Raw genomic sequence first — 25,914 nt, 5'->3', positions numbered from 1 at the left:
GTGAGAACAGCGCTTCCGCACGCGGCGTTGCGCCTATCGACAAGCGCGTTCATCTGCGTAGCATGGGCACATAAGTCATAACCACACTAAAAACTCCACGGAGACACCTGCTTTTATGGGTCAACATCGCTATCGATGGATCGTCGGCATCCTGCTCTTCTGCGCCGGCGGACTGAATTACGTAGACCGCGCCGCCATGTCCGTGGCCGCGCCGTTTATCCGCTCCGAACTCCATATCACCGACTATCAGATGGGGCTGTTATTCAGCGCCTTCTTCACCGGCTATTGCGTGTTCTGCTTTGTCGGCGGGTGGTGCGCCGACCGCTTCGGCCCGCGCCGCGTGTTTGCCGCCGCCGCTTCGTTCTGGTCGTTGTTCTGCGCCGCCACCGCGGCAATGTCGAGCTTTTCCGGGCTGCTGGCCGTGCGTGTGTTGTTCGGCATTGGCGAAGGACCGATGGGCACGACCATCAACAAGTCCATCACCCACTGGTTTCCCCGCGAAGAAGCGGCGCGCGCCGTGGGTTTCATCGCCATTGGGCAACCGCTCGGAGCCGCCATCGCCGCGCCGCTGATCGGCTTTCTTGCGCTCAACTACGGCTGGCGCGTGGCGTTCATCGTGACGGGCGTGCTGGGTCTCGTATGGGTGCTGGCGTGGCTGCGATTCTTCCGGGATACGCCGGAGCAGCATCCGCGTGTGTCGCCGGTCGAGCGCGAGCAGATCGCGGCGAGCCACGAACGCGCGGCGGTGTTGCAGCGCGAAACCGCGCTTGCCGAAAATGCCTCGCCGTCGCGCGGTATCTGGAGCCATCTGCTCTCGAAGCGCGTGCTGGCCATCTGCATCGCTTTTTTCGCCTCGAACTATCTGCTGTATTTTCTCCTCTCGTGGCTGCCCAGTTATCTGGTCGATTTCCAGCATCTGAACGTGCGCGAAATGGCCGTGGTTGGCGCGATTCCGTGGCTGGGCGCAGCAATTGGACTGGGCGCGGGCGGCTGGATCAGCGACAGCATGGTCAAGCGCTCGCGCGACAGCGTGGCGGCCCGCAAGACCTTGCTGCTGGTCGCGCTCGCAGGCGCGGCGGTGCTGATGGTGGTAACGATGCGCTCGCAAAGCGCGGTGTTGGCCGTGCTCGCGATCTCCGGCTCGAGCATCTGCTCGTTCATGATTCCGCAAAATTGCTGGGTGCTGGTGCGTGAAGTCGTGCCGCAAGAGAAAGTGGGCGTGACGGGCGGCTTCGTGCATCTGGTCGCCAATCTTGCCGGTTTGATCGCGCCGGGGCTGACGGGCTGGTTCGTGCAATATGGCGGCGGCTACCCGATGGCGTTCGCCGTTGCCGCCGGTCTTGCGCTGTGCTCAGCGCTCGCAATTGCGCTGTTGCTGCATTCGCCGCGTACGCGCTCCCCATCTGTTTCGTATAACTAATAAAATTCGTTTTAATATAAAGCGCGCGGTGGATCGTTCCCACGGCGCGCTTTTTCGTTACGCCGTGAGCGCTAGCCTGAACAGGCTGCCGGAAAGCGGCGCTTTCTTGAGCACGTCGAGCGGAACCGGCTGGCGCGCCGTAGCGATAAATAGCGTCTTGCCATCCACGCCGCCCACGGCGATACCGGTCGGGCACGGCACCGGCAGCGGCACCGTTTGATCGAGATTGCCGTCTGCGGCGAAGCGCATCGCGCTCCAGCCGTCCCGCAACGCGACCCAAACGCCGCCTTCGTTATCGACATCGAGACCGCTGAGCACGCCCGAACTCTTCGGCACGCGCGCAAAGGTGCGCACTTCCTTTCGCGACGGATTCAGCACGATGATGTCGCCGGTATCCGGCATCGTGCCGAATAACAGGCCCGTAGTGCGATCAAAGCGCAAGCCATCGACGGCATGATTCAAGGACCATTTGCTCGTAAACGCGCCATCGTCGTGCAAGATGCCAATCTGGAACTTACGCGCCTGCAAGCTCGACACCCATATGATGTCCTCGGCGCCCACGCAGGCTGCGAGCAAAACGCGATCGGTGTCGGGCGGCGGGCGTTTTTTATCGGCATCCACCAGAGTGCTGCCTGCTTCGTGAAATGCGCGTATGCCCTGCGCCGTGACCAGCAAACAGCGGATGGGATGCGAAATCTGCACGCGCTGTTCCCCTCCGCTCTCGCTCGATATGCGCAGCGCGGGCGCCAAGGTATCTGCCCAGATCAGCGCCTGACGCTCGGGCGACCACACCGGATGCGCACCGTATAGCGCAGTGGGCGCCGAAGTGGGCGTGACCGCATCGCCCGTGCTTTCGCCCGCGCGTCGAAGCGGCGTCAGCAGCGCGCCAATATGCCTGGCGGCCGCAACCAGTTCCGGGCCAAGCAGTTCGAGCCGATGATGCGTGAGCCGATACGCCGGTCCCGCCACGCTGATCGCGCCCCGCACCACCCCGTGCGCGTCTGTGATGGCCGCGCCCACGCAACGCGTGCCCAGCACGTTTTCTTCGTCGTCGATGGCGTAACCGCGGCTGGCCACCACGCGCAGCTCCGCCACCAGACGGCGACGGTCGGTGATCGTCATTTCCGTGTGCGCTTTGAGCCGCACCGCGGCCACGATGGCGTCGCGCTCGACGGCAGGCAGCGCGGCCAGAATCGCCTTGCCCTGGCTCGTTGCATACACGGGCTTCCGGTGCCCGTGCGAGGTGCGCGAGCGCTGCGTGTGCGGGCTGTCGTAGCGCTCCAGCGAAACCACGTCGATGCCTTCCAGCGTGCCGACATACGAGGTTTCTCCAGTCAGGTCGCGCAACGCCCGTAACTCGTGCGACGCGGCGGAAACCAGTTCGGGCATCGCATACGCCTGCCGTGCCATCTCCACGCAGCGGAATCCGAGGCAATAGACATGCCGCGACGGATCGCGGCGCACCAGCCCGCGTGCGTTTAGCGTCGCGAGAATGCGATACAGCGTCGTGCGCGGCAACGCAACCTGCTCCGAAAGCTCCGACTGGCTGATGCCTTCCGGGGCAGCGCTGATTGCATCCAGCACATCGATCGCCTTTTCGAGCGACGCGGTTCCCTCACCTGTGTTGCTGCTCTTGCTCATCTTTTCGTGTCTCACCATCTGGAACACTTCGCACCGTATGCCAACGCAAAGCCGTTCGCTGCGGTTTTTCGTGGGTAGGTTCTATGGGATAGTTATTCGAACTAGCGCACTCGCGGTCATCACCGCCGCAAGACACTCGGCGCACACCGTCAACCGATCAGGATTCCTGCATGAACACAACCATCGAGCCGCTCTCTCCCTCGAACGCGCGCGTTCCCACTCTAGAAGAACTGAGCGAACGAAGCAACAACCCGCACTACGTTCCCGACTCGGTGCTCGAACGCCTCGCGAAAGCGTCGAGCGGCACACTCACCACGCAACTATTCAAGCGCGGCTACATTCAGCCGGTGATGGTGGGCATCAAGCCGCTCAACCGGGATCTGAAGCCGTTTGCGGGCCGCGCTTACACCATGCGCTTCATACCGGCGCGCGAACATGTCGATACCCTTGCGACCGTCACCACCGAGCCAAACGCGGATAACCTGCAATGGTTCGGCGTCGAACAGGTACAACGCGGCGACGTGCTCGTGATCGACAGCCGCGGCGACGGTCGTGCCGCCGCCATGGGCGACGTGCTCGTCAAGCGCATGATGCTGCGCGGCGCAGCCGCCGTTGTTACCGACGGCGCGTTTCGTGACGGCGACGAAATCGGCGATATGGCCATTCCTTCCTGGAGCAAGGAAGTGACGGCCACGTCGCGGCTCGCGTATCACCATGTCGCCGATCTGCAAGTGCCGATCGGCTGCGCGGGCGTGGCGGTTTATCCCGGCGACATCATCCACGGCGACCGCAACAACGTGACCGTGATCCCCCCCCATCTGGCCGCCGAACTCGCGGACGCCTGCGAGGCACAGGACGATATCGAGCAGTACATCAGCCTGCGCATCGGTGCGGGCGACGCGCTGTGGGGCGTGTTCCCGGCGAACGAGAAAACGCGCGAGGAATTCCGGCAATGGGTCGCCGACGGCCGCCCGGCCATTCCCCAGCGCGCGGAGTGAGCACGATGAACGCCGAAACCCGCACGCGGCCGCGCAAGCGCGGCATCGTCGTTCCCGCTCGCAGCCGCACCATCACGAGGTTCGACACGCCACCGCAACTCGATAGCCACGGCAATCAACGCTGGGTTCTGCGCACCGCGCACTTCGCCCTTGCGATGACGCGAATCGAAGGACGCGCAACGATCGACATTCGCGAAACGGCGGAATCGATGATCGTCGCGCCAGCAGCACTACGCGTGCGCGTTCGCGTGGATACGATGCAGCAACAGGCGCCAAGCGAAGGGGATACCCTCTTTATCCTGCCACCCGGGGAGAGCCAGGTCGATGTCGAAGGCAACGGCCTGCTCGCGCACATCGTCGGCACGACGTCGCGAGAAACGCTGGGCGCGGCGCTCAATGCAGCCGACTACGCGGCTGGCGCGCCCGAATTGAGCGAATGCCGTGCATGGCCCGATCCGGTGAACGGCTTCAAATTGCGGCATTACCGGCTGGACGACTATGTCGATGCCACGCAGCCCGGCCGCGCGTTTCGCTGCACCAATCTGATGGTCAATATCACCGATATCTATCCGGGCAAGCGCGACAGCAAGAAACTCAAGCCCCACTCACACGACGATTTCGAGCAGATCACGCTGACTTACGCGGGTCGATTCGCGCATCATCTGCGTACCCCCTGGGGGCCGGATTCGACGCAATGGCAAGCCGACGAGCATCTGGAGATAGACAGTCCCGCCGCGATCTCCTTGCCCGCCGGGTTGATCCATACGAGTCAGGCGCTGGAAGCCGGTTGCTGGCTCGTGGACATTTTCGGGCCGCCACGTATGGACTTTTCGCAGATGCCCGGTTTTGTGCGCAATGGCGATGAATATCCCCTCATGGAGCCGCACGAGGATCGGTGATCGCGGCGATGCCCGAAGCGCCGTGAATGGCGAAGCGCAACCGGGCAAGCTCGTTGTGCTTCGGGTACGCCGCCGGCTAAGCAACGCGGCATAACCGTGTTGCTTTCATAAGTGACCATGAGTCAAGTGCCCATGAATCAAGTGTCCATGAGGTACGGCACGAAGACCTCGTCCACCGACAACTGCCGCGACGTAATCCCCTGTTCGTAGTGGTAGCGCAGTATCGTTTCGAGCGCGACGCGATTTCCCGCAATGCCATAGGGCCACCAGTCGTTGCCCAGCGTATTCCGGTTCTCTTCGAGCCGATGCGTCAGCCATGGAACCATCAGCGACATATTGTTGAACGTCATGCCCATCGCGAGGTTCTTCATCGTGCTGGCTTTGGCCTCGCAAAACGCGTCATACACCGCCTTCACGATGTCCGGCCGCTCCTCGGCGAGCGTGCGGCGCACCGCAACGGTGTGCATGATCGGAAAGACCCGGGTACGCGCAAAATACGCCTGTTCGAGTTCGACGTAATTCGGGAATAGCCGGCCGACCTTCGGCGAGCCTTCGAGCACGCACTTCGGGATATCGGCTGAGATCAACGCGTCCAGTTCGCCCTCTTCCAGCATCGTGCCCAGATCGGCCTCCTTCGATGCCCATTCCACCTGCACATTGGCGGGATGCGGATGCGTCACGAAATCGACCGGCTCCATGGGAAAATCGATCGCGCCAACGAGCCATTGCGCGGATGCCGGCTGAACGCCGAACTCATCCGCCAGCACGCCTTTGGACATGATGCCGGAGTCATGCCCGTAGAGCGCCAGTTCACCGATACGCTTGCCGGCAAGGTCTTGCGGGCGTTCGATCCCCTTCGACTTGTTGATATAGATCGCCGAGTGCCGGAATGCCCGGTTCAGAAAAACAGGAATGCCAACGAACTCCGCATTGGGCTGATCGATCGTGCGCAGGAGATAAGTCATGCCCAATTCCGCTACGTCGTATTGCCGCTCGGCAATCATTCCCTTGAAGATTTCGGTCACGATGCGCGCCGTATGAAAAGACGCGCTAACGTTCTTGATCTCGACAGTACCGTCGATCAGGGGTTGAACCCGATCGTAGTTCCAGAAAGCGATATCCAGCGGTAGTTGATTCATCGGCATCCTCCTTTGGGTTGGATGAAGCACTACCCGATAATAGTTAATGCATTTACAATATGCAAGGCACGTGATTTCGCACGACGCTGTCACTCTTTTTTGCGGAGGCTGCAGCCCATGGATGTCGATGTCAAACCCAAGGAACTTCAGAAAGCCTTCACGAGCCTCTCGCTGGGCGCACCGGATCGCGCCATCGGGTTCGTTCTCTGGAAGATGTTCCACCTGTACCAGCGGGAAATCGACCGGGCGCTGGAGGCACTCGAACTGACGCACCTGCAGTTCACCACCCTGACGCTGGTTGCGTGGCTCTCGAAGGACGGAGACGAAGTCACGCAGACAACGCTCGCCCGCTTCAGCGACATTCACAAAGTCCAGCTCTCGCAAATGCTCAAAGCGCTCGACGAAAAAGGCATGGTGACGCGAAAAACGAGCTCGATCGATGTGCGGGCGAAGAACGTGACCGTCACCCAGGTTGGACTGGCTCGCATGCGCAAGGCGCTGCCGCTCGTGATTGCCGTTCAGAAGCGCCTGTTCGGCGAGACCGGCATGCCCGATGGAAAGCTACTCAAAACGTTCCATTCCGTGCTTCGGCATATGGAAAGCGAAGCGTCGGTCGAGGCATGAGAAAGGCCGTGGCGGCCAGGGAGGAAGGTCGTGGCCGGCCGATGGCCGGCATGGCGCTCGAGTTCGCCGCCCCGCTCTTTTCACCGATGGCCGACCGCCGACGTACGCCCCACGCCGGCGCGTGATGCGTACGGGCCGAAGCGGCCCGCCTTGCAAAACGGTGCGCCTTTTCTAAAGCCTTGCGCTGCGCTACCCGATGATTCGCGCCCTCGCCCTCAATGCGCAGGCGCCGTGGGCCCGTGGCGGCGCGCCAGCAACTCACGAATTCGCGCCAGATATTCGTCGCCAACGCGGTAGCGCGAGTTCTCCGCCGCGGATGCGCGCGACGGCGGCGGCCACGCCCCGAGATAGCGGCATACCGCCGAGACGAACGGCCCACGGCCGCCGCGGCTCAGCCGCTGCGCGGCAGCGGTAACGCGCGCCTCGCCCACGTTGGTGATCAGCCACTCGACCGAGCGGCGATCCTCGTCGTTCACAATGCGAATCAGCGGTGCCATAAGACCTCCCGTCAAGGACTACTGTATGCACATCCATACTGTGTATTTATACAGTATTTTTGACAGGGCGCAAGCATGGTGTGGTTTTGTTACACGCGTTCGCGGTTGATCTTCAGGTAGGCGCACCCACTCTCGAACCGGCGCTAGATCAGCCGTAGCGAGCGGGAAAAGCCCGCGCCCGGCCCCGCACGCCCACCAAAACAATCCGCAAAAAGAGCAGCACAAAACGCCGCCCGAAAAAAATCGCGATTTCCGCGACGGATTTCCACCGCCTCCCCCGTTCAAGTCATACAGGCCGCGCGCAGACTCACGCGCGACGGCGTCCGGCAACGAACAACGGGAGGTCAACATGCCGAAGTCATCCATCCGCACGCTGCTCGCCGCAGCCGTTTTCGCGCTCGCCAGCGGCGCCACGTTCGCACAGACCGTGATCATCGCGCCGAGCGCGCCGCCGCCGCCGCGCGTGGAAACCGTGCCGCCGCCGCGCGCCGGCTACGCGTGGGACCCGGGCCACTGGCGCTATGCGCACGGCGGCTATGTCTGGGCGCCCGGCCACTGGCAAACGGTGCGCGTGGGACACCGCTGGGTGCCGGGCCACTGGATCGCGCACGGGCCGAACTGGCGCTGGATGCCGGGCCACTGGGCCTGAGGCGCGCCGATGAACCGGAATAGCGAAGATGGAGCGCAGCCATGAAAACGCTCGTTATCCTGACCCTCGCCGCGGTCATTCTGAGTGGCTGCGTGGTGGTGCCGGCGCGGCCTGCCTACTACCGGCCGGCGGTCGTCGTATATTGAACGTTCGCGAACCGGCCGACGCCGCTTCTCCGGTTGCCGGGGAAGCGGCTGGCGAATTGAGCCATCCTTCGAGCCAGTCACCGAGTCATTCGGCGGCGCTCGATACGGGCCATGATGCGAACCACGAACGCCAGGGAGGACACGACGATGACACGCGCGCCGCGACACTCGCTGGACCGCCTGTCCTGCCCGCCGCCGGCGCGCGGTCCGCGCCCGCCCACGACCGCCAGGCCCGTGCCTTGAGCGAGCGCGACCCCGACGCCGAACTCGTCGCCCGCGTGGGCGAACGCGACGCGGGCGCGGTGCGCACGCTCGTCGCGCGCAAGCTGCCGCGTCTGCTCGCGCTCGCCACGCGCCTGCTCGGCGACCGCATGGAGGCGGAGGACATTGCGCAGGAGGCGTTCATGCGGATCTGGAAACAGGCGCCGCAATGGCGCAGCGGCGAAGCGAAGTTCGACACGTGGCTACACCGCGTGGCGCTCAATCTCTGTTACGACCGTTTGCGCGGCCGCCGCGAAGAACCCGTCGATACCCTGCCCGACGAGGCCGATCCCGCCCCCGCGCCCGATCTTCGGCTCGAGACGCGCTCGCGCGACGAACACGTACGCACGGCGCTGGCCGCGCTGCCCGTGCGTCAGCGCGAGGCACTCGTGCTCACGTATTATCAGGAGCTTTCGAATCTGGAAGCCGCCGGCCTGATGGGCATTTCGGTCGACGCGCTCGAAAGCCTGCTGGCGCGCGCCCGGCGCACCTTGCGCGCACAACTGGCCGGCGGCCCCGCCGGCAAGGATTCAGCATGACACCCGAACGATTCCACACGCTCGTCGATGCGTGGGGCGCCGACCCGCGCCGCTGGCCCGAGCAAGAACGCGCCGACGCGCTCGCGTGGGCGCGCGCGCATCGCGACGAAGCCGACGCGGCACTCGCCGCCGCGCTCGAACTCGACGCCTGGCTCGCGCGCGATTTCATCGAGCCGCCGTCGCGCACGCTCGTTGAACGCATCGTGACGAGCGCGCCCTCGCTCACGCCGCCGTTGCCGCGCCGCAAGGACGCCTCGCGCCGCCGCTTCTGGTGGTCCGGCGTGGGCCTCGCGGGCGTCGGGCTCGCGGGCGCGCTGGCCGGCGCGTTCGCCATGTCGTTCGCGCTGCTCGCAGGCGCGCCGGGCGCGACGCACACCGCCAGCGACCCAGCCTACAGCGGATACGACACCGCGCATCAAAGCAGCTTCCTTGGCTCGCTCGACGACGGGAGCGACGAATGAACGGCCGTTCCTGGAAAGCGCTGATCGTGGGCTCGGTGCTGCTCAACGTGTTCCTGCTGGGCGGCATCGCGGGCGGCGCGTGGCGCTGGTTCGCCACGCACGGCACGCTGGCCGCGCTCACTCAAAAAGAGGCGCGGCCGGGACCGCGCGTGGCGTTGCGGTTCGCCACCGACGAACTCCCGCCCGAACGCCGCCAGCAGTTCGTCGAAGCCTTGCGCGACGCGCGCCGCAACGGCCGCGCCGACGCGCGCGAGGCCCGCGAAGACCGTCGCGCCGTACTCGATCTGCTCGCCGCGCCCACGCTCGACCGCGCCGCGCTCGACGCCGCGCTCGCCCGCACCCGCGCCGCCGACAGCGCGTTGCGCGCGAAGGTGGAAACCGGCGTCGCCGACTATGCCGCCACGCTCACGCCCGAAGAGCGCCTCAAGTTCGCCGAAGGCCTGAAGCGCAGCGGCCAGTGGCGCCAGCCGCTCGCGCCGCCACGCAAGAACAGGGACCCGGACCCGAACACGGCCAGCGAGGCCGAATGACGCGCCGCCAGGCACGCTTGAACGTGCTTCGCCGCGCGTCATCGCCCGTTATGTTGCGAAATCGCGCCAGCGAAAAAAACTGAAAATCGTGCGACGGATCCTGGCGCGAGCGGCGTTTAACGTGATATCCGCCACGCCACGAGGACCGCGCATGGACCACCCGCCAACCACCCGCGCCGCCGCGATCGCACTGAATCGCTTCGGCCTGGGCGCGCGCCCCGACGAGGCGCCGCCCGACAATCCCCAGCACTGGCTGCTCGACCAGTTGAGCCGCTACGAACCGCTGCCCGCCGCCTGGCGCGACGAGCCCGGCGCGGTCGCGCTCACCACGCGTTTCGGCGAGGAGCGCATGCAGGGCTTGAATGGCGTCGATACGGCCGCGAGCGCGAACGCGCCGGCGTCGTCCGCATCGACGCAAGCGACGCAATCGACACCAGCGCCCCAATCGTCCACGTCGACGGCGACGAACAAACAGGCTCAGCGCCAGGCGGTCAACCGCACGATCCGGCGCGAGGGCGTGGACGTGTATCGCAGCGCCGTCAACGCGCGGCTCGCCAGCGCGCTGCAAACCGACACGCCGTTCGTCGAGCGCCTCGTGCACTTCTGGTCGAATCACTTCGCGGTGTCCGTCGACAAACCGGCGCTCGCCGGTCTCGCGGGCTCGTTCGAGATGGAAGCGATCCGCCCGCACGTGCTCGGCAAATTCGAAGACATGCTGGTGGCCGTCGAGCAGCACGCGGCCATGCAGGTGTTTCTCGATCAGGTGCGCTCGGTCGGCCCGAACAGCCGCGCCGCGCTGCGCGCCGACGCGCGCGATCCGGGCCACGCGCGCGGCCTCAACGAAAATCTCGCGCGCGAGATCATGGAACTGCACACGCTCGGCGCGCGCACGGGCTACACGCAGGAAGACGTGACCGAATTCGCGCGCGCGCTCACGGGCTGGAGCGTGGCGGGCGTGCGCGGCCCGCAGCCCGGTAACGCCGCGCCGGGCGCGTTCGTGTTTCGCCCCGCGCTGCACGAACCCGGCGCGCGCACGGTCATGGGCCGTCAATATCCCGAGCCGGACGCGGCCAATGGCGAACGTCAGGCGCTCGCGATCCTGCACGATCTCGCGCACGCGAACGCCACGAGTCAACACGTCGCGTTCCAGCTCGCGCGCCACTTCGTCGCCGACGATCCGCCGCCCGCGCTCACCGCCCAGCTCGCGCAAGCCTTCGAGCAAAGCGGCGGCGATCTGCCCACGGTGTATCGCGCGCTCGTGGCGTCGCCGCAAGCGTGGACAGCCGCCGATACGAAGTTCAAAACGCCGTGGGACTGGACCGTTTCGTCGATGCGCGCGCTCGGCTGGCGCGACCACGGCGACCTGAACGCGGCGCCGCTGCTCACGCAACTGGGTCAGCCCGTGTGGCGGCCCGGTTCGCCCGCTGGTTACGACGACATCGCCGCGAGCTGGGCCGCGCCCGACGCGCTCGTGCGCCGCGTGGAAGTCGCGCAGCGTTTCGCCTCGCGCGTGGGCGACCGGCTCGATCCGCGCACGCTCGGCCAAAGCGTGTTGCCGGGCGCGTTGAGCGCGCCCACCGCCGCCGCCGTCACGCACGCCGAAAGCGCGCAGACCGCCGTGGCGCTCCTGCTCGTTTCGCCCGATTTTCTGAGGAGATAACCGATGCTCTCCCGTCGCCAATTCCTGCGCGTCGCCGCCTCCGGCGCGGGCGCGATGCTCGTCGCGCCGCAGATCGTGTTCGCGAGCGCGGCCACCGACCGCCGCTTCGTTTTCGTGATCCAGCGCGGCGCCGCCGATGGTCTCAACATCGTCGTGCCCTACGCCGATCCCGCTTACGCGGGCCTGCGCGGCGCGCTCGCCATCGACACGACAAAGGCCGCGAAACTCGACGGCACGTTCGCGCTGCATCCGTCGATGCCGCAAACGGCGCAACTGTATCGCTCGGGCCAGGCGCTGTTCGTGCACGCGATCGCCTCGCCGTATCGCGACCGTTCGCACTTCGACGGCCAGAACGTGCTCGAAACCGGCGGCCGCGCGCCGTATCAGGTCAAGGACGGCTGGCTCAACCGGCTCGTCGCGCAACTCGGCGCCCCACGCGAAGGCGGCAACGACCGCGCCATCGCTTTCGCGCCGACCATGCCGCTCGCGCTGCGCGGTTCGGCGCGCGCGACCTCGTACGCGGCCTCCGCGCTGCCCGCGGCTTCCGACGATCTGCTCACGCGCGTCTCCGCGCTCTACGACGGCGACGCGCAGTTGCGCGGCCTGTGGGCCTCGGCGATGAACGCGCGCGGCCTCGCCGGCGACGCGCGCGCCAAACAGGACCCGGCGGGCGTGGGCAAGCTCGCCGCCGACTTCCTCGCGCGCCCCGACGGCCCGCGCATCGCCATGATCGAAACCGGCGGCTGGGACACGCACAGCGCGCAGAACCCGCGCCTCGCCAATCAGCTGAAAGCGCTCGACACGATGGTCGCGGCGCTGCGCGACGGCCTCGGCCCGGCGTGGGACAAGACCACGGTGCTGGTCGCGACCGAGTTCGGCCGCACGGCGGCGGCCAACGGCACGGGCGGCACCGACCACGGCCAGGGCTCCGTCGCCATGCTGATGGGCGGCGCGGTGGCGGGCGGCCGCGTGGTCGCCGACTGGCCGGGCCTGCGTCACGCCGATCTCTACGAAGGCCGCGACCTCAAACCCACGGCGTCGCTCGACGCGCTCATTGCGGGCGCCGCCGCCGAGAGCTTGCGGCTCGATCCGGAACGCACGCACGCAGCCCTGTTCGCGGAAGCGGGCAACGCGAAACCCATGACGGGCCTCGTCAAGGCGTGATCGCAACGTAATACCCAGCAACGACGGATGCGGCGCGACGAGACCAACGCCAACTACACATCCGCACCATCAAGGAGAGGACACCACCATGAAAATGAAGCCGATACTTCTCGCCACCCTCGTCACCGGCAGCGCGCTGCTTTCCGCCTGCGTGGTCGAACCCGCGCGGCCGCCGCAGCCCGCGCCGCGCGTCGAGGTCGCGCCGCCGCCGCCCGCGCCCGGCTATCACTGGGTCAAGGGCCATTACCGCTGGGAAGGCAACCACTGGGGCTGGGTGCCCGGCCACTGGGTGGAGGCTTACTGATCGACGCAACCGGTTGGCGCGCGCGGTGACCACACCGCGCCCCACGCCAACGTGACGCGCAGGAAGGAGCGCGCCGCAACCCGCGAGGGCCGGCGCGCTTTTTTTGTGCCGATGCCTGCGTCCGCGGCCGCGCTTCGTTCGTATTTACGACAGACGCGGCACCAGGCCGCCCAGGCAGACCGCCCCATGCTTGCTTTTCCCGCCACGCTCGCCGATCGAGATCGATACCCGCCAGTCGGCCGACGCTCTCTCGCCCCGTTTTCGCGGGCGGTGCTATATTCGGCCGACCCCTTGCGTGTGGGCGCCCGAAGCCCCTTTCCCTGCATGAGCGATCCGTCCGGCACTACCGACGACCATGACGCCGCCTCGCGCGCGCGCCTCAATGCCCTGCTCGACGCGACCGCGCGCGGCGACCAGGCCGCATTCGCCGAGCTTTACCGCCTGGCCTCGCGGCACGTGTTCGCGGTGATCGTGCGCATGGTGCACGACCGTGGCGAAGCCGAAGACCTGTTGCAGGACGTGTTCGTGAGCGCCTGGCGCCGCGCCGACAGTTTCGATGGAACGCGCGGCGGCGCCATGACCTGGCTCGTCACACTCGCGCGCAATCGCGCCATCGACCGTTTGCGTCAGCATCGCGAAGCGCCGCTCGACGAAGCCGCCGCCGCCGAAATTCCCGACGAAGATCCCACGCCCGCCGCCGCCGCCGAGGCGAGCGAGGAACGCGCGCGCCTCGAACGCTGCATGGAGCGGCTGGAAGCGGCACAGCGCGGCGCGGTGCGCGAGGCGTTCTTCAGCGGCGCGACCTATAGCGAACTCGCGGAACGTCTGCGTGTCCCGCTCGGCACGCTGAAAAGCTGGATTCGCCGCAGCCTCATGCAACTCAAGACCTGCCTCGAGCAATGAGCACACCCGCCGAACGCGACCCCGAACTGCGCTGCGCCGAATACGCGCTGGGCGTCCTCGACGCCGTGGAGCGTCGCGCGCTCGAACGCGAGGCCAGCGCCGATCCGTCGCTCGCGGCCACGCTCGACGCCTGGCAGCGGCGTCTCGCGCCGCTCGCCGAAGACGTGCGCCCGCTCGCGGTGCCCGCGCGCGTGTGGACCCGCATCGAACGCGATCTGGGCTGGCTGCCCGCGCGCCGCGCCGCCGACGCACCGCCCGGAACGTGGTGGGACAACCTGCGTGTGTGGCGCTTCGTGGGCCTGGGCGCGAGCGCGGCGGCCATCGCGCTCGCCGTGGTCAGCGTGGTCGAACTGCGCGAGGCGCAGCAGACCGAACAGGTCGCGCAGGCGCCCGCGCAGGTTCAGAACGCGTCCGAAGGCTATATGGTGGCGACCATCGCGCGCCCCGACGGCATCGCGCACTGGACCGCCACCGTCGACCTGAGCCGACACGAAATGGTGGTGGTGCCCGCCGTCAAGCCCACCATCGCCGCGGGCCGCGCGACCGAACTGTGGCTGATTCCTCCCGGCGAGAAGCCCATCGCGCTGGGTGTCTTCCCCGCCGACGCGCCCGCGCACATGACGCTGCCCGCGAACGTGGTCGCGCGCCTGAGCGCGAAGGCGATCCTCGCCGTCTCGATCGAGCCCGAAGGCGGTTCCACCACGGGCCAGCCCACGGGACCGGTCGTCGCGACCGGGCCAATGCACGCGGCCGCCTAGTCGTATCCGCCGGTGGCCTAGCGGCGGCGCCCACCAGCGGCGCTCGTTACGCGCATCGCAACCCACGCCCTTTGAGCGCGCCGCCGCGCGCACGTCGCATACCCGCGCACGCATTGCCCTCGCGATAAATTTTTCGCTCCCCACCACGTTTTTCTGCATCCGGTCGATGGCGGCCTGCGTATCTATCGGTATTCGCCTCGTCATGGAGTCCGCATGCCGATCGTCACCGCCGTCGCGCTGGCCTTCGCCGCGCTCGTCGTCACCGTCGTCTGCGTCTGGCTGGTGCAACTGCGCACCCGCAACGCGGGCATGATCGATCCGGTCTGGGCCGCGTCGCTCGGCGCGGTGGCCGTGTTCGCCGCCGCCGTCGGGCCGGGCGCCGCGCTCAACCGCACCGCCGTCGCGCTGGGCGGCGGCGCGTGGGGTCTGCGGCTCGGCGTGCATCTGTGGAAACGCAACTACGGCGGCCCGGAAGACCCGCGCTATGCCGCGTTGCGCGAACGCTGGGGCGCCGCCGCGCCGCGCAATATGCTCGCGTTCTTCGTGCTGCAAGCGGTCGTGTCCATCGTCCTGTCGATAGCGTTCTTCGTGCCCGCGTGGCAAACACAAACGCCGTCCATTCCGGCCATTGTCGTCGCACTGGGTATCGGCTTCGCGGCCATCGCGGGCGAAGGCAGCGCCGACCGCCAGCTGCGCCGTTACCTCGCCGACCCAGCCAATCGCGGCCACGTCTGCACGAGCGGCTGGTGGCGCTACACGCGTCATCCGAACTACTTTTTCGAGTCGCTGCACTGGTGCGCCTACACCGTCTGGTCGATCGGCATGCCCTATGGCTGGGCCACGCTCGTGCCGCCCTGCGCGATGGCTTTCATGCTGCTCAAGCTCTCCGGCGTGCCGCTGCTCGAAGCGCGCCTCGTACACACGCGCGCCGGTTACCGCGACTACATGGCAACGACGAGCGCCTTCTTTCCGTGGCCGCCGCGCGGCCGCCTCGAGCGTCACGAACACGCGCACGCCGCCCACGAAAACCGCCAGGAAAGGAGCAAATCATCATGACCGTCGCCGCACCGCCGCCGAGCCGTTCCGCCAGCGCATCGCCATCGGCGTCCCCTGCCGCCACAGGTTCCGGCTACGACGAAAACTTCGCGATTCGTTGCTGCGAACGCGGCTGGCTGCCCGACTGGCTGATCCGCGCGGGCATGCGCACGCTCATGCGCCAGCGTCTCGCCGCCGAGCACGCGAACGACGGCGCGCGCCGCGCCGAAGCGCTCGAAACGCTGATCGCGCAACTGCGCGCGAGCCCTATCGCCATCGAAACCCAGGCCGCCAACACGCAGCACTATGAGATTCCCGGCGAGTTCTTCGCGGCGCATCTCGGACCGCGCCTCAAGTACTCGTGCGCGTATTACCCGCGCGGCGACGAAACCCTCGCGCAAGCCGAAGACGCGATGCTCGCGCTCTACGCCGAACGCGCCCAGCTCGATCAGCTCGGCGCGGGCCAGCGCATTCTCGACCTTGGTTGCGGCTGGGGCGCGCTCACGCTATGGCTCGCGCAGCGTTATCCGCAGTTGCAGATCGTGGGTTTGTCGAATTCGCACGGACAGCGCGCGTTCATCGAGCGGCGCGCGAACGAACTCGGTCTGTCGAACCTGCGCATCGTAACCGGCGATGTCGCGAGCTTCGAGTTCGCGCCCGGCGAGCCCGAGTTCGACCGCGTGATCTCCATCGAAATGTTCGAGCACATGAAGCACTACGGCCTGCTGCTCGAAAAAATCTCGCGCTGGCTCGCCGACGACGGCCAGGTGTTCGTGCATCTCTTCGCGCACCGGCTGCTCGCGTATCACTTCAACGTCCGCGACGAAAGCGACTGGATGTCCCGCCATTTCTTCACGGGCGGGACGATGCCCTCGGCGAACCTGCTGCTGCGGTTTCAGGACGATTTGCAGATCACGCGCCAATGGTGGATCGACGGCACGCATTACGCGCGCACCGCGAACCAGTGGCTCGCCGCGCTCGATGCGGCGCGCGGGCGGGCGCTGCCCTTGCTCGCGGCCAGCGGTAACGCAGGTCTCGCGTTGCAGCGCTGGCGCATGTTCTATATGGCCGTGGCCGAGTTGTTCGGTTACGCGCGCGGGCAGGAATGGGGCGTCGCGCATTATGCGTTGCGCAAGCGCGCGGCCGTTCCGGTGGCATCGGTGGCATCGGTGGCATCGGCGGCTGCTGTGGCGGGGCATCGCGGAGGCGCGCAATGAAGCGCTCGCCGTCAAGCCGCGTACGCCGCATCGCGCTGCCCGCGCTCGTGGCCTCGGCCGCGCTCGTCGCGCTCGCGCTGAGCGGTTGCAGCAACGGGCCGCCCAATCCCAACCCGCGCGCCAGCGCCCCGCTCGAACCCGTGAGCGTGGACCTGCCGCGCTACATGGGGCGCTGGTACGTGATCGCCAATATTCCGTACTTCGCGGAGCGCGGTTTCGTCGCGAGCCGCGCGGAGTGGACGCTGCGCGACGACGGCCGGATCGACGACGCCTTTTTCGGCCGCAAAGGCTTCGACGCGCCCGAAAAGCACTTTCATTTCGTCGATACCGTCGCGCCCGGCAGCGGCGGCGGCGAGTGGCGCGTGCGGCTCTTCTGGCCCATTCACGTGACGCAGCTCACGCTCTATGTCGACCCCGACTACCGCTACACGATCCTCGGCTATCCGGGCAAGTCGCTCGGCTGGATCTTCGCGCGCGAACCGACCATGGACGACGCCACCTACCGCTCGTTGCTGGCGCGGCTCGACGCCATGGGCTACGACACCACGCGCTTCCGGCGCGTGCCGCAACTGCCGTCGCAAGTGGGGCAACCGGGGTTTGCCACGCCTTGATGCGCGCGCGCTGCATCCGAACGCGGCTATCGACCGTATATCCGTACGAGTGGAGTAACAGAAACGCACAAGCGACGCAAAAAACGGGGCAAAACGGCGCGAGCGAGACCACCGCCTACCGCATGGCAAGGGACCACGATCACAAGACCACAGGACCATAACGACAACGCACGAATCAGGGAGCCTGACAAGATGAAGCCTGAATTTGCGGTCTTGCCGCCCGGCCAGCGCGTGGCCGTGGTTGGCGCCGGTATCGCCGGGCTCGCGAGCGCTTACTGGCTTGCGAGCCGCCATCGCGTGACGCTGTTCGAGTCCGCCGATTACCTCGGCGGGCACGCGCACACGGTGGAGGTCGAACTCGACGGCACGCGTCATCCCGTCGATACCGGCTTTCTCGTTTTCAACGACCGCACCTATCCGAATCTCGTCGCGCTGTTCGCGGAACTGGGCGTGCGCACGCACACGAGCGACATGTCGTTTTCGGTTTCCGTGGACGGCGGCGCGCTCGAATGGGCCGGCACCAATCTGAATACCGTGTTCGCGCAGCGCCGCAACCTGGTTTCGCCCACCTTTATCGGCATGTTGCGCGACATCCTGCGCTTCAACGCCGCCGCCGAAAGCAACTTCGAAACGGCGCGGCGCGAGCGGCTTTCGGTTGGCGAACTGCTGGTGGCGGGCGGCTACGGCGCGCCGTTCCAACGCCACTATTTATTGCCGATGGCGGCCGCGATCTGGTCGAGCGCCGCGCGCGACGTGCTGCGCTTTCCGGCCGCGACCTTTCTGCGCTTCTGCCTCAACCATGCGCTGCTGCAGGTGAACAACCGGCCGCCGTGGAAGACGGTGGCGGGCGGCGCGCGCGAATACGTGGCGCGCATGGCCGCGACGCTCGACGACGTGCGCCTGAACACGCCCGTGCGCGCGGTGCGGCGTCACGATCCTGTCGATGGCGAGGGCGCGGGCGGCGGTGTGAGCGTGGTCACCGACGCGGGCGGTGCCGAGCCCTTCGACGCCGTGGTGCTCGCGAGCCACGCGCCCACGACGCTGGCCCTGCTCGCCGATGCCGACGACGCCGAACGCGACGTGCTCGGCGCCGTGCGGTATCAGCGCAATCTCGCCCTGCTCCACACCGACACCGCCTTGCTGCCGCGCCGCCGCCGCGTGTGGTCGGCGTGGAATTATCTGAGCCGCCATCGTGACGACGATGGCACGGGCAAAGCGAGCCACGCGGATCGCCACGAGCAGCCCGTTTGCGTGAGCTATCTCATCAACCAGTTGCAGCCGCTGCCGTTTCGCACGCCCGTGGTCGTCACGCTCAATCCTGTTGCCGAACCCGCGCCCGAGAGCGTGCTCGGGCGTTACACCTACGAGCATCCGCTGCTCGATCTCGCCGCCGTCGACGCGCAGCAACGTCTGCCCGCGCTGCAAGGGCGCCGCTCGACGTGGTTCGCGGGCGCGTGGACCGGCTACGGGTTTCACGAAGACGGCCTGAAGTCGGCGTTGCGCGTGGCGCGCGACTTCGGCGTGTCGCCGCCGTGGGCGCAGCCATGATGCGCGCCGCCGGTCCCGACGCGGAGATCGACGCCGCCGGAAACGCTTCGAATGCCGAAACGAACGCCGATGCAGACCTCGATTCGCACGCCGGCAAGAACGCCCGCGCGAACGCCGTCAAGGCGCCGCCGTTCGCGCGCGCCGCGCTCCAGCCCCCGGCCGCGTATTGGCTCACCGGCCTCGTGTATCACGAGCGCCGCCGCCCCGTGCGCCATGCGTTCACCTACGCGCTGTTCCAGGTGTGTTGCGATCTCGACCGGCTCGACGCGGCGGACAACCGCTGGTTTGGCGTGAACCGCAGACGCCTGCTCTCGCTCGACACACGCGACTACGGCCCGCGCGACGGCCGCGCGCTCGCGCCGTGGATGCGCGCGCAACTCGCCGAAGCCGGCATTCCCGCCGATGGCGCAATCTGGCTGCAGGCGATTCCGCGCATTGCCGGTTATGCGTTCAATCCGGTCGCGTTCTGGTATTGCTACGACCGCGACGGCCGCCTGCGCGCGCTGTACGCCGACGTGCGCAACACCTTCGGCGCGTATCACGGCTATTTGCTGAGCGCGCCGGGACACGCGCCCATCGACGAACACACCGAACTGCGCTGCCGCAAGACGTTTCATGTTTCGCCGTTTTGCCGTGTCGAAGGACGCTACACGTTTCGCGTGCGCCAGCGCGAGGCGCATCTGACCGTGGCGATCGATTACCACGACGACACCAACGATAGCGACGATAGCGACGACGCAGACCACGGGCCCGGCGCGGGCCCGCTGCTGCGCACGTCCGTGGCACTGCGCGCCGACCCGCTCGACGCGGCGCGCGCGCTTCAGGCCGTCGCGCTGCAACCGTTCAACGCGCTCGCCGTGGTGCTACGCATTCACTGGCAGGCGCTGCGTTTGTGGCGCCTGCGCGTGCCGTTCTTCGGCAAGACGCCGCCCGCGCCGCGGCGGGCGCAGGCGTCGCCGCGTTCATCGGCCGGATCGGCGTCCAACACGCCCGACACACCCGACGCATCGCTCACACGTCATCCCGATCACGAGGTCCGTTCATGACGCTGCTACGCCTGCCTTCGGCTTCGCATCCGCCGATGCCGCTTTCGTCCCGGCTCTTTCTCGCGTTGCTGCGCAAGATCCGCCATGGCCATCTGACGCTCACGCTGCCCGACGGCACGCGCCAGGTGTACGGCGATCCGCACGACGCACCGGCCGCGACGCTGCACTTGCACGACTGGCGCGCGTGTCAGGCGATCCTGCGCGCGGGCGACATCGGCTTTGCGGATGCGTTGCGCGCGCAATGGCTCGATTCGCCCGATCTAACGGCGCTCATGCGGCTCGCGATCCGCAACGAGGCGGCCGCCGCGACCACGCTGCACGGCGGCCCGTTCGCGCGGCTCTGGTATGCGCTGCGGCACCGGTTGCGGCGCAATACGCGCGAAGGCAGCCGCCGCAACATTCACGCGCATTACGATCTGGGCAACGCGTTCTACGGCCTCTGGCTCGACCCGACGATGACCTATTCGGCCGCCTGCTTCGAGGGGCGCCCGCATCGCCCGCTCGCCGAGGCGCAGGCCGCGAAGTATCAGCGCATCGTCGAAACGCTCGGGCTCGCGCGCGGCATGCGCGTGCTGGAAATCGGCTGCGGCTGGGGCGGCTTCGCGCTGCATGCGGCGCGGCTCGGCTTGCGCGTGCACGCGGTCACGATCTCGCAGGCGCAGTACGCCATGACGGTGGAACGCGTGATGGCGGCCGATCTCGGCGAGCGCGTGGAGGTGAGTTTGCGCGACTACCGCGAACTCGAAGGCCAGTACGACGCGATCGTGTCGGTGGAAATGTTCGAGGCCGTGGGCGAGATGTTCTGGCCGGTTTATTTCGCTACGCTGCGGCGCTTGCTGAAGCCCGGCGCGCGTGCGCTCGTGCAGTCGATCACCATTGCCGACGCGCAGTTCGAGCGCTATCGCGCGTCGAGCGACTTTATCCGCGAGACGATTTTTCCGGGCGGCATGCTGCCGAGCCCCGGGCGTTTCGTGAGCGCCGCGCGCCTCGCGCGGCTCGACGCGCAAGCCGTGTTCGCCTTCGGCCGCGACTACGCGCACACGCTGCGGCTGTGGCGCGCGGCGTTCGACGCCCATCTCGACCAGGTGCGGGCGCTGGGCTTCGACGAAGCGTTCATCCGCATCTGGCGCCTCTATTTCGCCTACTGCGAAGCCGCCTTCGACGAGGACCGCACCGACGTCGTGCACTTCGTCGTGCGCGCGGCGGACTGAGGTTCGCGACATCGGCATTCATCGACAATTAAAAAATTTCGCCGATGTGGCCGCCGGGGCCACAATATTTCCCTTCCCGATTCGTCTTCACGGGTATGGAACCGCCGCACACCCCGACCACGCTCACCGGGCAGGACCGTGAGATCGCCGACGCCGTCGCTCGCGAGCGGCCGCGCCTGCGCAATTTCATTCGCCGCCGCGTGATCGACCAGGACGAAGCCGAGGACATTCTTCAGGACGTGTTCGAGGAGCTGGTGGGTGCCTGGCGCCTGACCGACCCTATCGAGCAGGTGGGCGCGTGGCTGTTCCGGGTTGCGCGCAATCGCATCGTCGACCGCTTTCGCAAGAAGAAGGAGGTGCCGCTGCACGAGCCTGCCGAGTCGGCCACGCCCGACGAAAGCGACGAAGCATACCGCCTCGATCTCGCGCTGCCCTCGCCCGACGCCGGCCCCGAAGCCGCCTACGCGCGCGCCGCGCTGCTCGACACGCTGCGCGCCGCGCTCGACGAATTGCCCGCGAACCAGCGCGACGTTTTCGTCGCGCACGAACTCGACGGCCGCAGCTTCAAGGAGATGGCGGCCGAAACCGGCGTGAGCGTCAACACGCTGCTCGCACGCAAGCGCTATGCGGTGCTGCATCTGCGCGAACGCTTGCGATCGTCTTACGACGGGCTGGAGCCGTGAGCGCGCCGCCCGAATCGAACTTGAATCACGCGCGGAACCCGCATTGAACTGCGCATTGAACCGCGCATTGACTGAATTGAATCGAAGGAGCCAATCATGAGATTTCGCCGTAAATTTTTCGCCAAGGCGCTGCTGTTCGTCGTGTTGATCGCGCTGATGGGCTGGGTCGTCATGCGGCTGTGGAACTGGGTGATCCCGGGTCTGGGCATCGAGGCGCACGCGATCGACTTTCCGCATGCGATCGGCTTGCTGGTGCTGTGCCGCATTCTGTTCGGCGGCTTTCGTGGCCATCGCGGCTGCTCGAAACGCCGTCAATGGCAACACTGGCAGCAATGGCAGCGCATGACGCAACAGGAACGCGACCACCTGCGCAACGACACGCCGCCGCGCGCGAGCGGCACGGGCGAGTCGGGCAACGCGCAAACCCAGTGAGCGAACGGCGCCCGAGGAACCGGTTGAGGAGAGTCCCATGCTGAGCCCCCATGAACTGGCCACGCTGATGCTCGTGCGCGCCGCGCCCGAACAGATCGACATGACGCGCGTCGAACTCGACGCGCTGCTGGACAGCAAGCTGATCGCGCTGGACGGCGCACCCGCGCGCGCCGAGCGCTCCGGCGCGTGGCGCCGTCTGGTGCTGACGCCCGCGGGCCTGCGCCTGCTCGACGCCGCCGCGCGGCTCGACGCGGCGCACTCGCGCGAACCGCACGCGTGATAAGCGGATAATCCGCTGTGACCGGCGCTCACCGCGCCGCGCGCCAGGCTCGGCGCGGTCATCCGCCCACCCTCCCTTCGAATCACCGCGAATCGCTCATGCCTGAAACCGCCGCCCGCGCGCCGCGCGTCACGCCGCTCCTTGCCCTGCTGCCTTTTCTGCGGCCCTACGCCGGACGCTGGGTACTCGCGTTCCTCGCGCTCGTGACCTCGGCGGGCGCCACGCTCGGCTTGCCGGTGGCGTTTCGCTACCTGATCGACCGCGGTTTCGCGAGCGGCGAACGCGCGCATATCGACCGCTACTTCATCGCCCTGTTCGTGGTCTCGCTGATCCTCGCGGCCGCGACGGCGCTACGCTTTTACTGGGTCTCGTGGCTCGGCGAGCGCGTGAGCGCCGACCTGCGCCGCGCCGTCTACGCCCACGTCATGCGCATGAGTCCGCAGTTCTTCGAAACCACGCAAACGGGCGAAGTGCTCTCGCGCCTCACCACCGACACCACGCTGATCCAGGCCGTGGTGGGCACGAGTCTCTCGCTCGGCTTGCGCAACATGCTGCTGACGATCGGCGGCGTGGCCATGCTGATCGCGACGAGCCCCGTGCTCTCGGGCTACATCATCGCGACGCTGATCGTGGTGGTCGCGCCCATCGTCATCTTCGGACGGCGCGTGCGCAAGCTCTCGCGCGCGAGCCAGGACAAGGTCGCGAACGCGAGCGCGCTGGCGGGCGAAATCCTCAATGCCATGCCCACGGTGCAGTCGTACACGCAGGAAACGCACGAAACGCGGCGCTTCGGCGGCGCGGTGGAAGCGGCGTTCGACACGGCGCTCACGCGCATTCGCGCCCGCGCCGGGCTCACGGCCGTGGTGATCGTGTTCGTATTCGCGGCGGTCGTGTTCGTGCTGTGGCTCGGCGCGCAGGCGGTGCTGGCCGGCACCATGACGGCCGGCCAGCTGTCGCAGTTCATTCTCTACGCGGTCTTCACGGCGGGCGCGGTGGGCGCGGTCGCCGAAGTCTGGGGCGATCTGCAACGCGCGGCGGGCGCGACCGAACGCTTGCTGCAACTACTGGCGGCGCGCTCGCCCGTTGCGGAAGCGGAGCGGCCCGTGCCGCTGCCGCTGCCCAGCTCCGCGAGCGGCGACGGCATCCGCTTCGACCACGTGAGTTTTTCGTATCCGTCGCGGCCCGGTATCGCCGCGCTCGAAGGCTTTTCGCTCGATGTGCGGCCCGGCGAGCACGTCGCGCTGGTCGGCCCGTCGGGCGCGGGCAAGACCACGCTGTTCCAGCTGCTGCTGCGCTTCTACGACCCGCAAGCGGGCCGCATTCTCATCAACGGCGTGCCGACCCATCAGGTGTCGTTCGCCGCGCTGCGCCAGGCCATTGGCGTGGTGTTGCAGGAATCGGTGATCTTCTCGGGCAGCGTGCTCGACAACATTCGCTACGGCATGCCCGAGGCCACGCTCGCGCAGGTGCAGCGCGCCGCCGAAATGGCCGCGGCCGCCGGGTTCATCGCCGAGTTGCCGCAAGGCTACGACACCTTCCTCGGCGAGCGCGGCGTGCGGCTTTCGGGTGGCCAGCGCCAGCGTATCGCGATCGCGCGCGCCATTCTCAAGGACCCGCCCATCCTGCTGCTCGACGAAGCCACCAGCGCGCTCGACGCCGCGAGCGAGCGGCTCGTGCAAACGGCGCTCGACAACGCCGCCCACAACCGCACCACGCTCGTGATCGCTCACCGGCTCGCGACCGTGCAGCAGGCGGATCGCATCGTCGTGCTGGAGCAAGGCCGGATCGTCGCGCAAGGCCGTCACGCGGATCTGCTGCGAAGTTCGCCGCTCTACGCGCAACTGGCGGCGCTGCAATTCGGCGAAATGCCGCTGCGCGATCCCGCCGAACCTCGCCAGGCGCCGGCGTGATCGCGTGATCGCGATCACGCGCGGCGGGCGAGTCTCGCGAAGTCAGCCCGTGAAAACGCTGAACTCGTTGCCGCGTCCTTCGTCAATGGCGAGCGGCTGCGAGAGATAAGCGCCCGCGGGATCGCGCACGTAGGCGAGATACGGATTGTCGATGTCGATGGCGTTTTCCGCGAGGACGGGCGTGCCGCTCGCCAGCTTCGGTTCGAGCAGCTTCAGCACGGGCAGATACAGGCTGAACGCGCCGTCGAGCAGCACGAAATCGATCTCGGCCGCCAGATCCGCCAGCGTCTCGCGCGCGTCGCCCACGCGAATCTCCACGAGATCGCCGAGCCCCGCTGCGTCGAGATTGGCCTGGGCGCGCGCCGCCTTGCCCGCCTCCAGTTCCGTGCCGATCAAGCGCCCGCCGCCGTTGTCGCGCAGCGCGGCCGCGAGATACAGCGTGGAGATGCCCATCGAGGTGCCGAACTCGACGATACGCGTGGCGCGGCGCGCGCGGGCGCATTGATAAAGAAAGCGGCCGTAGGCCTGCGAGACGTTGAGGAAGTTGTCGGCCACCGCGCGGTAGGTGGCGCGCACGTCGCGTTGTTCGTCGGCGAGATGCTCGGCGAGACGCGCTTCGAACTGGCCGTTGGATGCGGCATCGGCGAAACTTTCCATCAGTTGCCGGTCGGCGTGTTCGGCTTGCGCGAACAGACGCCCCAAGGTTTGTGCGACGCGCACCGTGTGCAACGAATTCATGCCTGGTACTCCGAAAGAATCGGCGCGGGGAATTCCGTACGCCGTTCGAAGCATGGTAAGCACGCGAGCCGCCAAACGCATTGCTGCAAGCGGCCAGACGATTGGGATTTCTCGCCAATCGTGCGCGCGCCTGCGCGCCGTGGTGCCGGGGCGCTTACGCGGCTTTCGCGCTGTGCCCGCGCCGCGCGACCACCGGCGCACGATGCGCCGGGGAAGACGCCTTCGGCGCGCCTTTGCGCTGGTTGTAGCGTTGATAGACGCTGGCTTCGTCCAGTTCGAGCGCCGCGCGACGCAAGAGTGCCGCCGCGCGCGCTTCATGGCCGCCATAGGCGTGCGGATCGCGGCGATGCGCATGGCTCACGAGTTGACGGCTTTGATCGACGAGACGCGTCGCCTTCGCGAGATCGGCGGGACGTTTCGAATGCGGAGCGTGTTGCGCGGTGGAAGCGGGCTGCGCCTGAACTTCGGTGGCGGTGGCGAGCAGTGCGAGAAAAGCCAGGGATGCGGCGATAAAACCAGTGCGGGCGATGCGGATCATTCGGGTCGGTGCGATGGTGCGATATTACGGTGGTGCGGTAGTGCAACGGCGTGTGCGGCACTGTACCCGATC

28 protein-coding genes are annotated in these 25,914 nt (G+C 67.3%); 23 read left to right on the top strand and 5 right to left on the bottom strand.

Annotated elements, in window-relative coordinates; genetic code table 11:
* Nucleotides 1-115 precede the first annotated feature (115 nt).
* The gene (locus FAZ98_RS27820) at nucleotides 116-1,420 is read left to right on the top strand and encodes an MFS transporter (protein ID WP_158956109.1); all 1,305 of its coding nucleotides are present in this window, start codon (nucleotides 116-118) and stop codon (nucleotides 1,418-1,420) included.
* A 57-nt stretch (nucleotides 1,421-1,477) separates the two neighbouring features.
* Here the strand turns inward: FAZ98_RS27820 and FAZ98_RS27815 are convergent, their stop codons facing one another.
* Nucleotides 1,478-3,061: an IclR family transcriptional regulator domain-containing protein gene (locus FAZ98_RS27815; RefSeq protein ID WP_158956107.1), complete on the bottom strand. Its 1,584-nt coding sequence runs from the start codon at nucleotides 3,059-3,061 to the stop codon at nucleotides 1,478-1,480.
* Nucleotides 3,062-3,231: 170 nt separating this feature from the next.
* Here FAZ98_RS27815 and FAZ98_RS27810 point away from each other — a divergent pair, with 170 nt between their 5' ends.
* Together FAZ98_RS27810 and FAZ98_RS27805 are read left to right on the top strand one after the other, a co-directional pair.
* Nucleotides 3,232-4,059, top strand: coding sequence for an RraA family protein (locus FAZ98_RS27810; RefSeq protein WP_158956105.1), 828 nt, complete (start codon nucleotides 3,232-3,234; stop codon nucleotides 4,057-4,059).
* A gap of 5 nt (nucleotides 4,060-4,064) precedes the next feature.
* The gene (locus tag FAZ98_RS27805) at nucleotides 4,065-4,958 is read left to right on the top strand and encodes a cupin domain-containing protein (protein WP_158956104.1); all 894 of its coding nucleotides are present in this window, start codon (nucleotides 4,065-4,067) and stop codon (nucleotides 4,956-4,958) included.
* Between the two features lie 137 nt (nucleotides 4,959-5,095).
* Here the strand turns inward: FAZ98_RS27805 and FAZ98_RS27800 are convergent, their stop codons facing one another.
* Entirely contained in the window at nucleotides 5,096-6,097 is a 1,002-nt protein-coding gene (locus FAZ98_RS27800; RefSeq protein WP_158956102.1) for a substrate-binding domain-containing protein, read from the bottom strand.
* Between the two features lie 117 nt (nucleotides 6,098-6,214).
* On the opposite strand from FAZ98_RS27800, the gene FAZ98_RS27795 reads away from it, so the two are divergent.
* Nucleotides 6,215-6,721, top strand: coding sequence for a MarR family winged helix-turn-helix transcriptional regulator (locus FAZ98_RS27795; RefSeq protein WP_158956100.1), 507 nt, complete (start codon nucleotides 6,215-6,217; stop codon nucleotides 6,719-6,721).
* A 215-nt stretch (nucleotides 6,722-6,936) separates the two neighbouring features.
* Here FAZ98_RS27795 and FAZ98_RS27790 read toward each other — a convergent pair whose 3' ends face one another.
* A complete protein-coding gene (locus FAZ98_RS27790) occupies nucleotides 6,937-7,218 on the bottom strand; it encodes a hypothetical protein (protein WP_158956098.1) in 282 nt (93 codons plus the stop codon).
* Nucleotides 7,219-7,567: 349 nt separating this feature from the next.
* On the opposite strand from FAZ98_RS27790, the gene FAZ98_RS27785 reads away from it, so the two are divergent.
* The 19 genes from FAZ98_RS27785 to FAZ98_RS27695 all read left to right on the top strand — a co-directional run bounded on the left by FAZ98_RS27785 (nucleotide 7,568) and on the right by FAZ98_RS27695 (nucleotide 24,566).
* Nucleotides 7,568-7,867, top strand: coding sequence for a YXWGXW repeat-containing protein (locus FAZ98_RS27785; protein ID WP_158956096.1), 300 nt, complete (start codon nucleotides 7,568-7,570; stop codon nucleotides 7,865-7,867).
* A gap of 331 nt (nucleotides 7,868-8,198) precedes the next feature.
* Entirely contained in the window at nucleotides 8,199-8,813 is a 615-nt protein-coding gene (locus FAZ98_RS27780; RefSeq protein ID WP_158956592.1) for an RNA polymerase sigma factor, read from the top strand.
* Nucleotides 8,810-9,274, top strand: a complete 465-nt coding sequence (locus FAZ98_RS27775; protein ID WP_158956094.1) for a hypothetical protein — start codon at nucleotides 8,810-8,812, stop codon at nucleotides 9,272-9,274. Before FAZ98_RS27780 ends, FAZ98_RS27775 begins: the two co-directional genes overlap by 4 nt.
* Nucleotides 9,271-9,804, top strand: a complete 534-nt coding sequence (locus FAZ98_RS27770; RefSeq protein ID WP_158956092.1) for a periplasmic heavy metal sensor — start codon at nucleotides 9,271-9,273, stop codon at nucleotides 9,802-9,804. Before FAZ98_RS27775 ends, FAZ98_RS27770 begins: the two co-directional genes overlap by 4 nt.
* A gap of 151 nt (nucleotides 9,805-9,955) precedes the next feature.
* Complete coding sequence (locus tag FAZ98_RS27765) at nucleotides 9,956-11,464, top strand: DUF1800 domain-containing protein (protein WP_158956090.1); 1,509 nt, start codon at nucleotides 9,956-9,958, stop codon at nucleotides 11,462-11,464.
* A gap of 3 nt (nucleotides 11,465-11,467) precedes the next feature.
* A complete protein-coding gene (locus FAZ98_RS27760; protein WP_158956080.1) occupies nucleotides 11,468-12,628 on the top strand; it encodes a DUF1501 domain-containing protein in 1,161 nt (386 codons plus the stop codon).
* A gap of 88 nt (nucleotides 12,629-12,716) precedes the next feature.
* Complete coding sequence (locus FAZ98_RS27755) at nucleotides 12,717-12,932, top strand: YXWGXW repeat-containing protein (RefSeq protein ID WP_158956078.1); 216 nt, start codon at nucleotides 12,717-12,719, stop codon at nucleotides 12,930-12,932.
* 324 nt (nucleotides 12,933-13,256) lie between these two features.
* Nucleotides 13,257-13,835 (top strand): sigma-70 family RNA polymerase sigma factor, encoded by a 579-nt coding sequence (locus FAZ98_RS27750; protein WP_158956076.1) that lies wholly within the window; start codon nucleotides 13,257-13,259, stop codon nucleotides 13,833-13,835.
* A complete protein-coding gene (locus FAZ98_RS27745; RefSeq protein WP_158956074.1) occupies nucleotides 13,832-14,593 on the top strand; it encodes an anti-sigma factor in 762 nt (253 codons plus the stop codon). Before FAZ98_RS27750 ends, FAZ98_RS27745 begins: the two co-directional genes overlap by 4 nt.
* A gap of 213 nt (nucleotides 14,594-14,806) precedes the next feature.
* Nucleotides 14,807-15,649, top strand: a complete 843-nt coding sequence (locus FAZ98_RS27740; protein WP_158956072.1) for a DUF1295 domain-containing protein — start codon at nucleotides 14,807-14,809, stop codon at nucleotides 15,647-15,649.
* Nucleotides 15,646-16,845, top strand: coding sequence for an SAM-dependent methyltransferase (locus tag FAZ98_RS27735; protein ID WP_158956070.1), 1,200 nt, complete (start codon nucleotides 15,646-15,648; stop codon nucleotides 16,843-16,845). The genes FAZ98_RS27740 and FAZ98_RS27735 overlap by 4 nt, the downstream gene beginning before the upstream one ends.
* Nucleotides 16,842-17,456: a lipocalin family protein gene (locus FAZ98_RS27730; RefSeq protein ID WP_158956068.1), complete on the top strand. Its 615-nt coding sequence runs from the start codon at nucleotides 16,842-16,844 to the stop codon at nucleotides 17,454-17,456. Before FAZ98_RS27735 ends, FAZ98_RS27730 begins: the two co-directional genes overlap by 4 nt.
* Before the next feature lie 192 nt (nucleotides 17,457-17,648).
* The gene (locus tag FAZ98_RS27725; protein ID WP_158956066.1) at nucleotides 17,649-19,004 is read left to right on the top strand and encodes an NAD(P)/FAD-dependent oxidoreductase; all 1,356 of its coding nucleotides are present in this window, start codon (nucleotides 17,649-17,651) and stop codon (nucleotides 19,002-19,004) included.
* On the top strand, nucleotides 19,001-20,050 hold the full coding sequence (locus tag FAZ98_RS27720; protein ID WP_233272864.1) for a DUF1365 domain-containing protein: 1,050 nt from the start codon (nucleotides 19,001-19,003) through the stop codon (nucleotides 20,048-20,050). The genes FAZ98_RS27725 and FAZ98_RS27720 overlap by 4 nt, the downstream gene beginning before the upstream one ends.
* The gene (locus tag FAZ98_RS27715) at nucleotides 20,047-21,261 is read left to right on the top strand and encodes an SAM-dependent methyltransferase (RefSeq protein WP_158956064.1); all 1,215 of its coding nucleotides are present in this window, start codon (nucleotides 20,047-20,049) and stop codon (nucleotides 21,259-21,261) included. Before FAZ98_RS27720 ends, FAZ98_RS27715 begins: the two co-directional genes overlap by 4 nt.
* Before the next feature lie 95 nt (nucleotides 21,262-21,356).
* Nucleotides 21,357-21,944 (top strand): RNA polymerase sigma factor, encoded by a 588-nt coding sequence (locus tag FAZ98_RS27710; RefSeq protein ID WP_158956062.1) that lies wholly within the window; start codon nucleotides 21,357-21,359, stop codon nucleotides 21,942-21,944.
* A 96-nt stretch (nucleotides 21,945-22,040) separates the two neighbouring features.
* Nucleotides 22,041-22,376, top strand: a complete 336-nt coding sequence (locus FAZ98_RS27705) for a hypothetical protein (protein ID WP_158956060.1) — start codon at nucleotides 22,041-22,043, stop codon at nucleotides 22,374-22,376.
* 37 nt (nucleotides 22,377-22,413) lie between these two features.
* The gene (locus FAZ98_RS27700) at nucleotides 22,414-22,656 is read left to right on the top strand and encodes a hypothetical protein (RefSeq protein WP_158956058.1); all 243 of its coding nucleotides are present in this window, start codon (nucleotides 22,414-22,416) and stop codon (nucleotides 22,654-22,656) included.
* A gap of 98 nt (nucleotides 22,657-22,754) precedes the next feature.
* Nucleotides 22,755-24,566 carry an ABC transporter transmembrane domain-containing protein gene (locus tag FAZ98_RS27695; protein ID WP_158956056.1) on the top strand — a complete coding sequence of 604 codons (1,812 nt, stop codon included), beginning with the start codon at nucleotides 22,755-22,757 and terminating at the stop codon, nucleotides 24,564-24,566.
* Nucleotides 24,567-24,608: 42 nt separating this feature from the next.
* Here FAZ98_RS27695 and FAZ98_RS27690 read toward each other — a convergent pair whose 3' ends face one another.
* Both FAZ98_RS27690 and FAZ98_RS27685 read right to left on the bottom strand, forming a co-directional pair.
* Nucleotides 24,609-25,304, bottom strand: coding sequence for an O-methyltransferase (locus FAZ98_RS27690; RefSeq protein ID WP_158956054.1), 696 nt, complete (start codon nucleotides 25,302-25,304; stop codon nucleotides 24,609-24,611).
* A gap of 154 nt (nucleotides 25,305-25,458) precedes the next feature.
* Nucleotides 25,459-25,842: a hypothetical protein gene (locus tag FAZ98_RS27685; protein WP_158956052.1), complete on the bottom strand. Its 384-nt coding sequence runs from the start codon at nucleotides 25,840-25,842 to the stop codon at nucleotides 25,459-25,461.
* Nucleotides 25,843-25,914: the final 72 nt, after the last annotated feature.

The sequence above is a fragment of the Paraburkholderia acidisoli genome (assembly GCF_009789675.1).
In the GTDB taxonomy this organism is placed as follows: Bacteria; Pseudomonadota; Gammaproteobacteria; order Burkholderiales; family Burkholderiaceae; genus Paraburkholderia; species Paraburkholderia acidisoli.
Note: the sequence above shows the minus strand (reverse complement) of the source record. Positions and strands in the feature narration are given on the sequence as shown.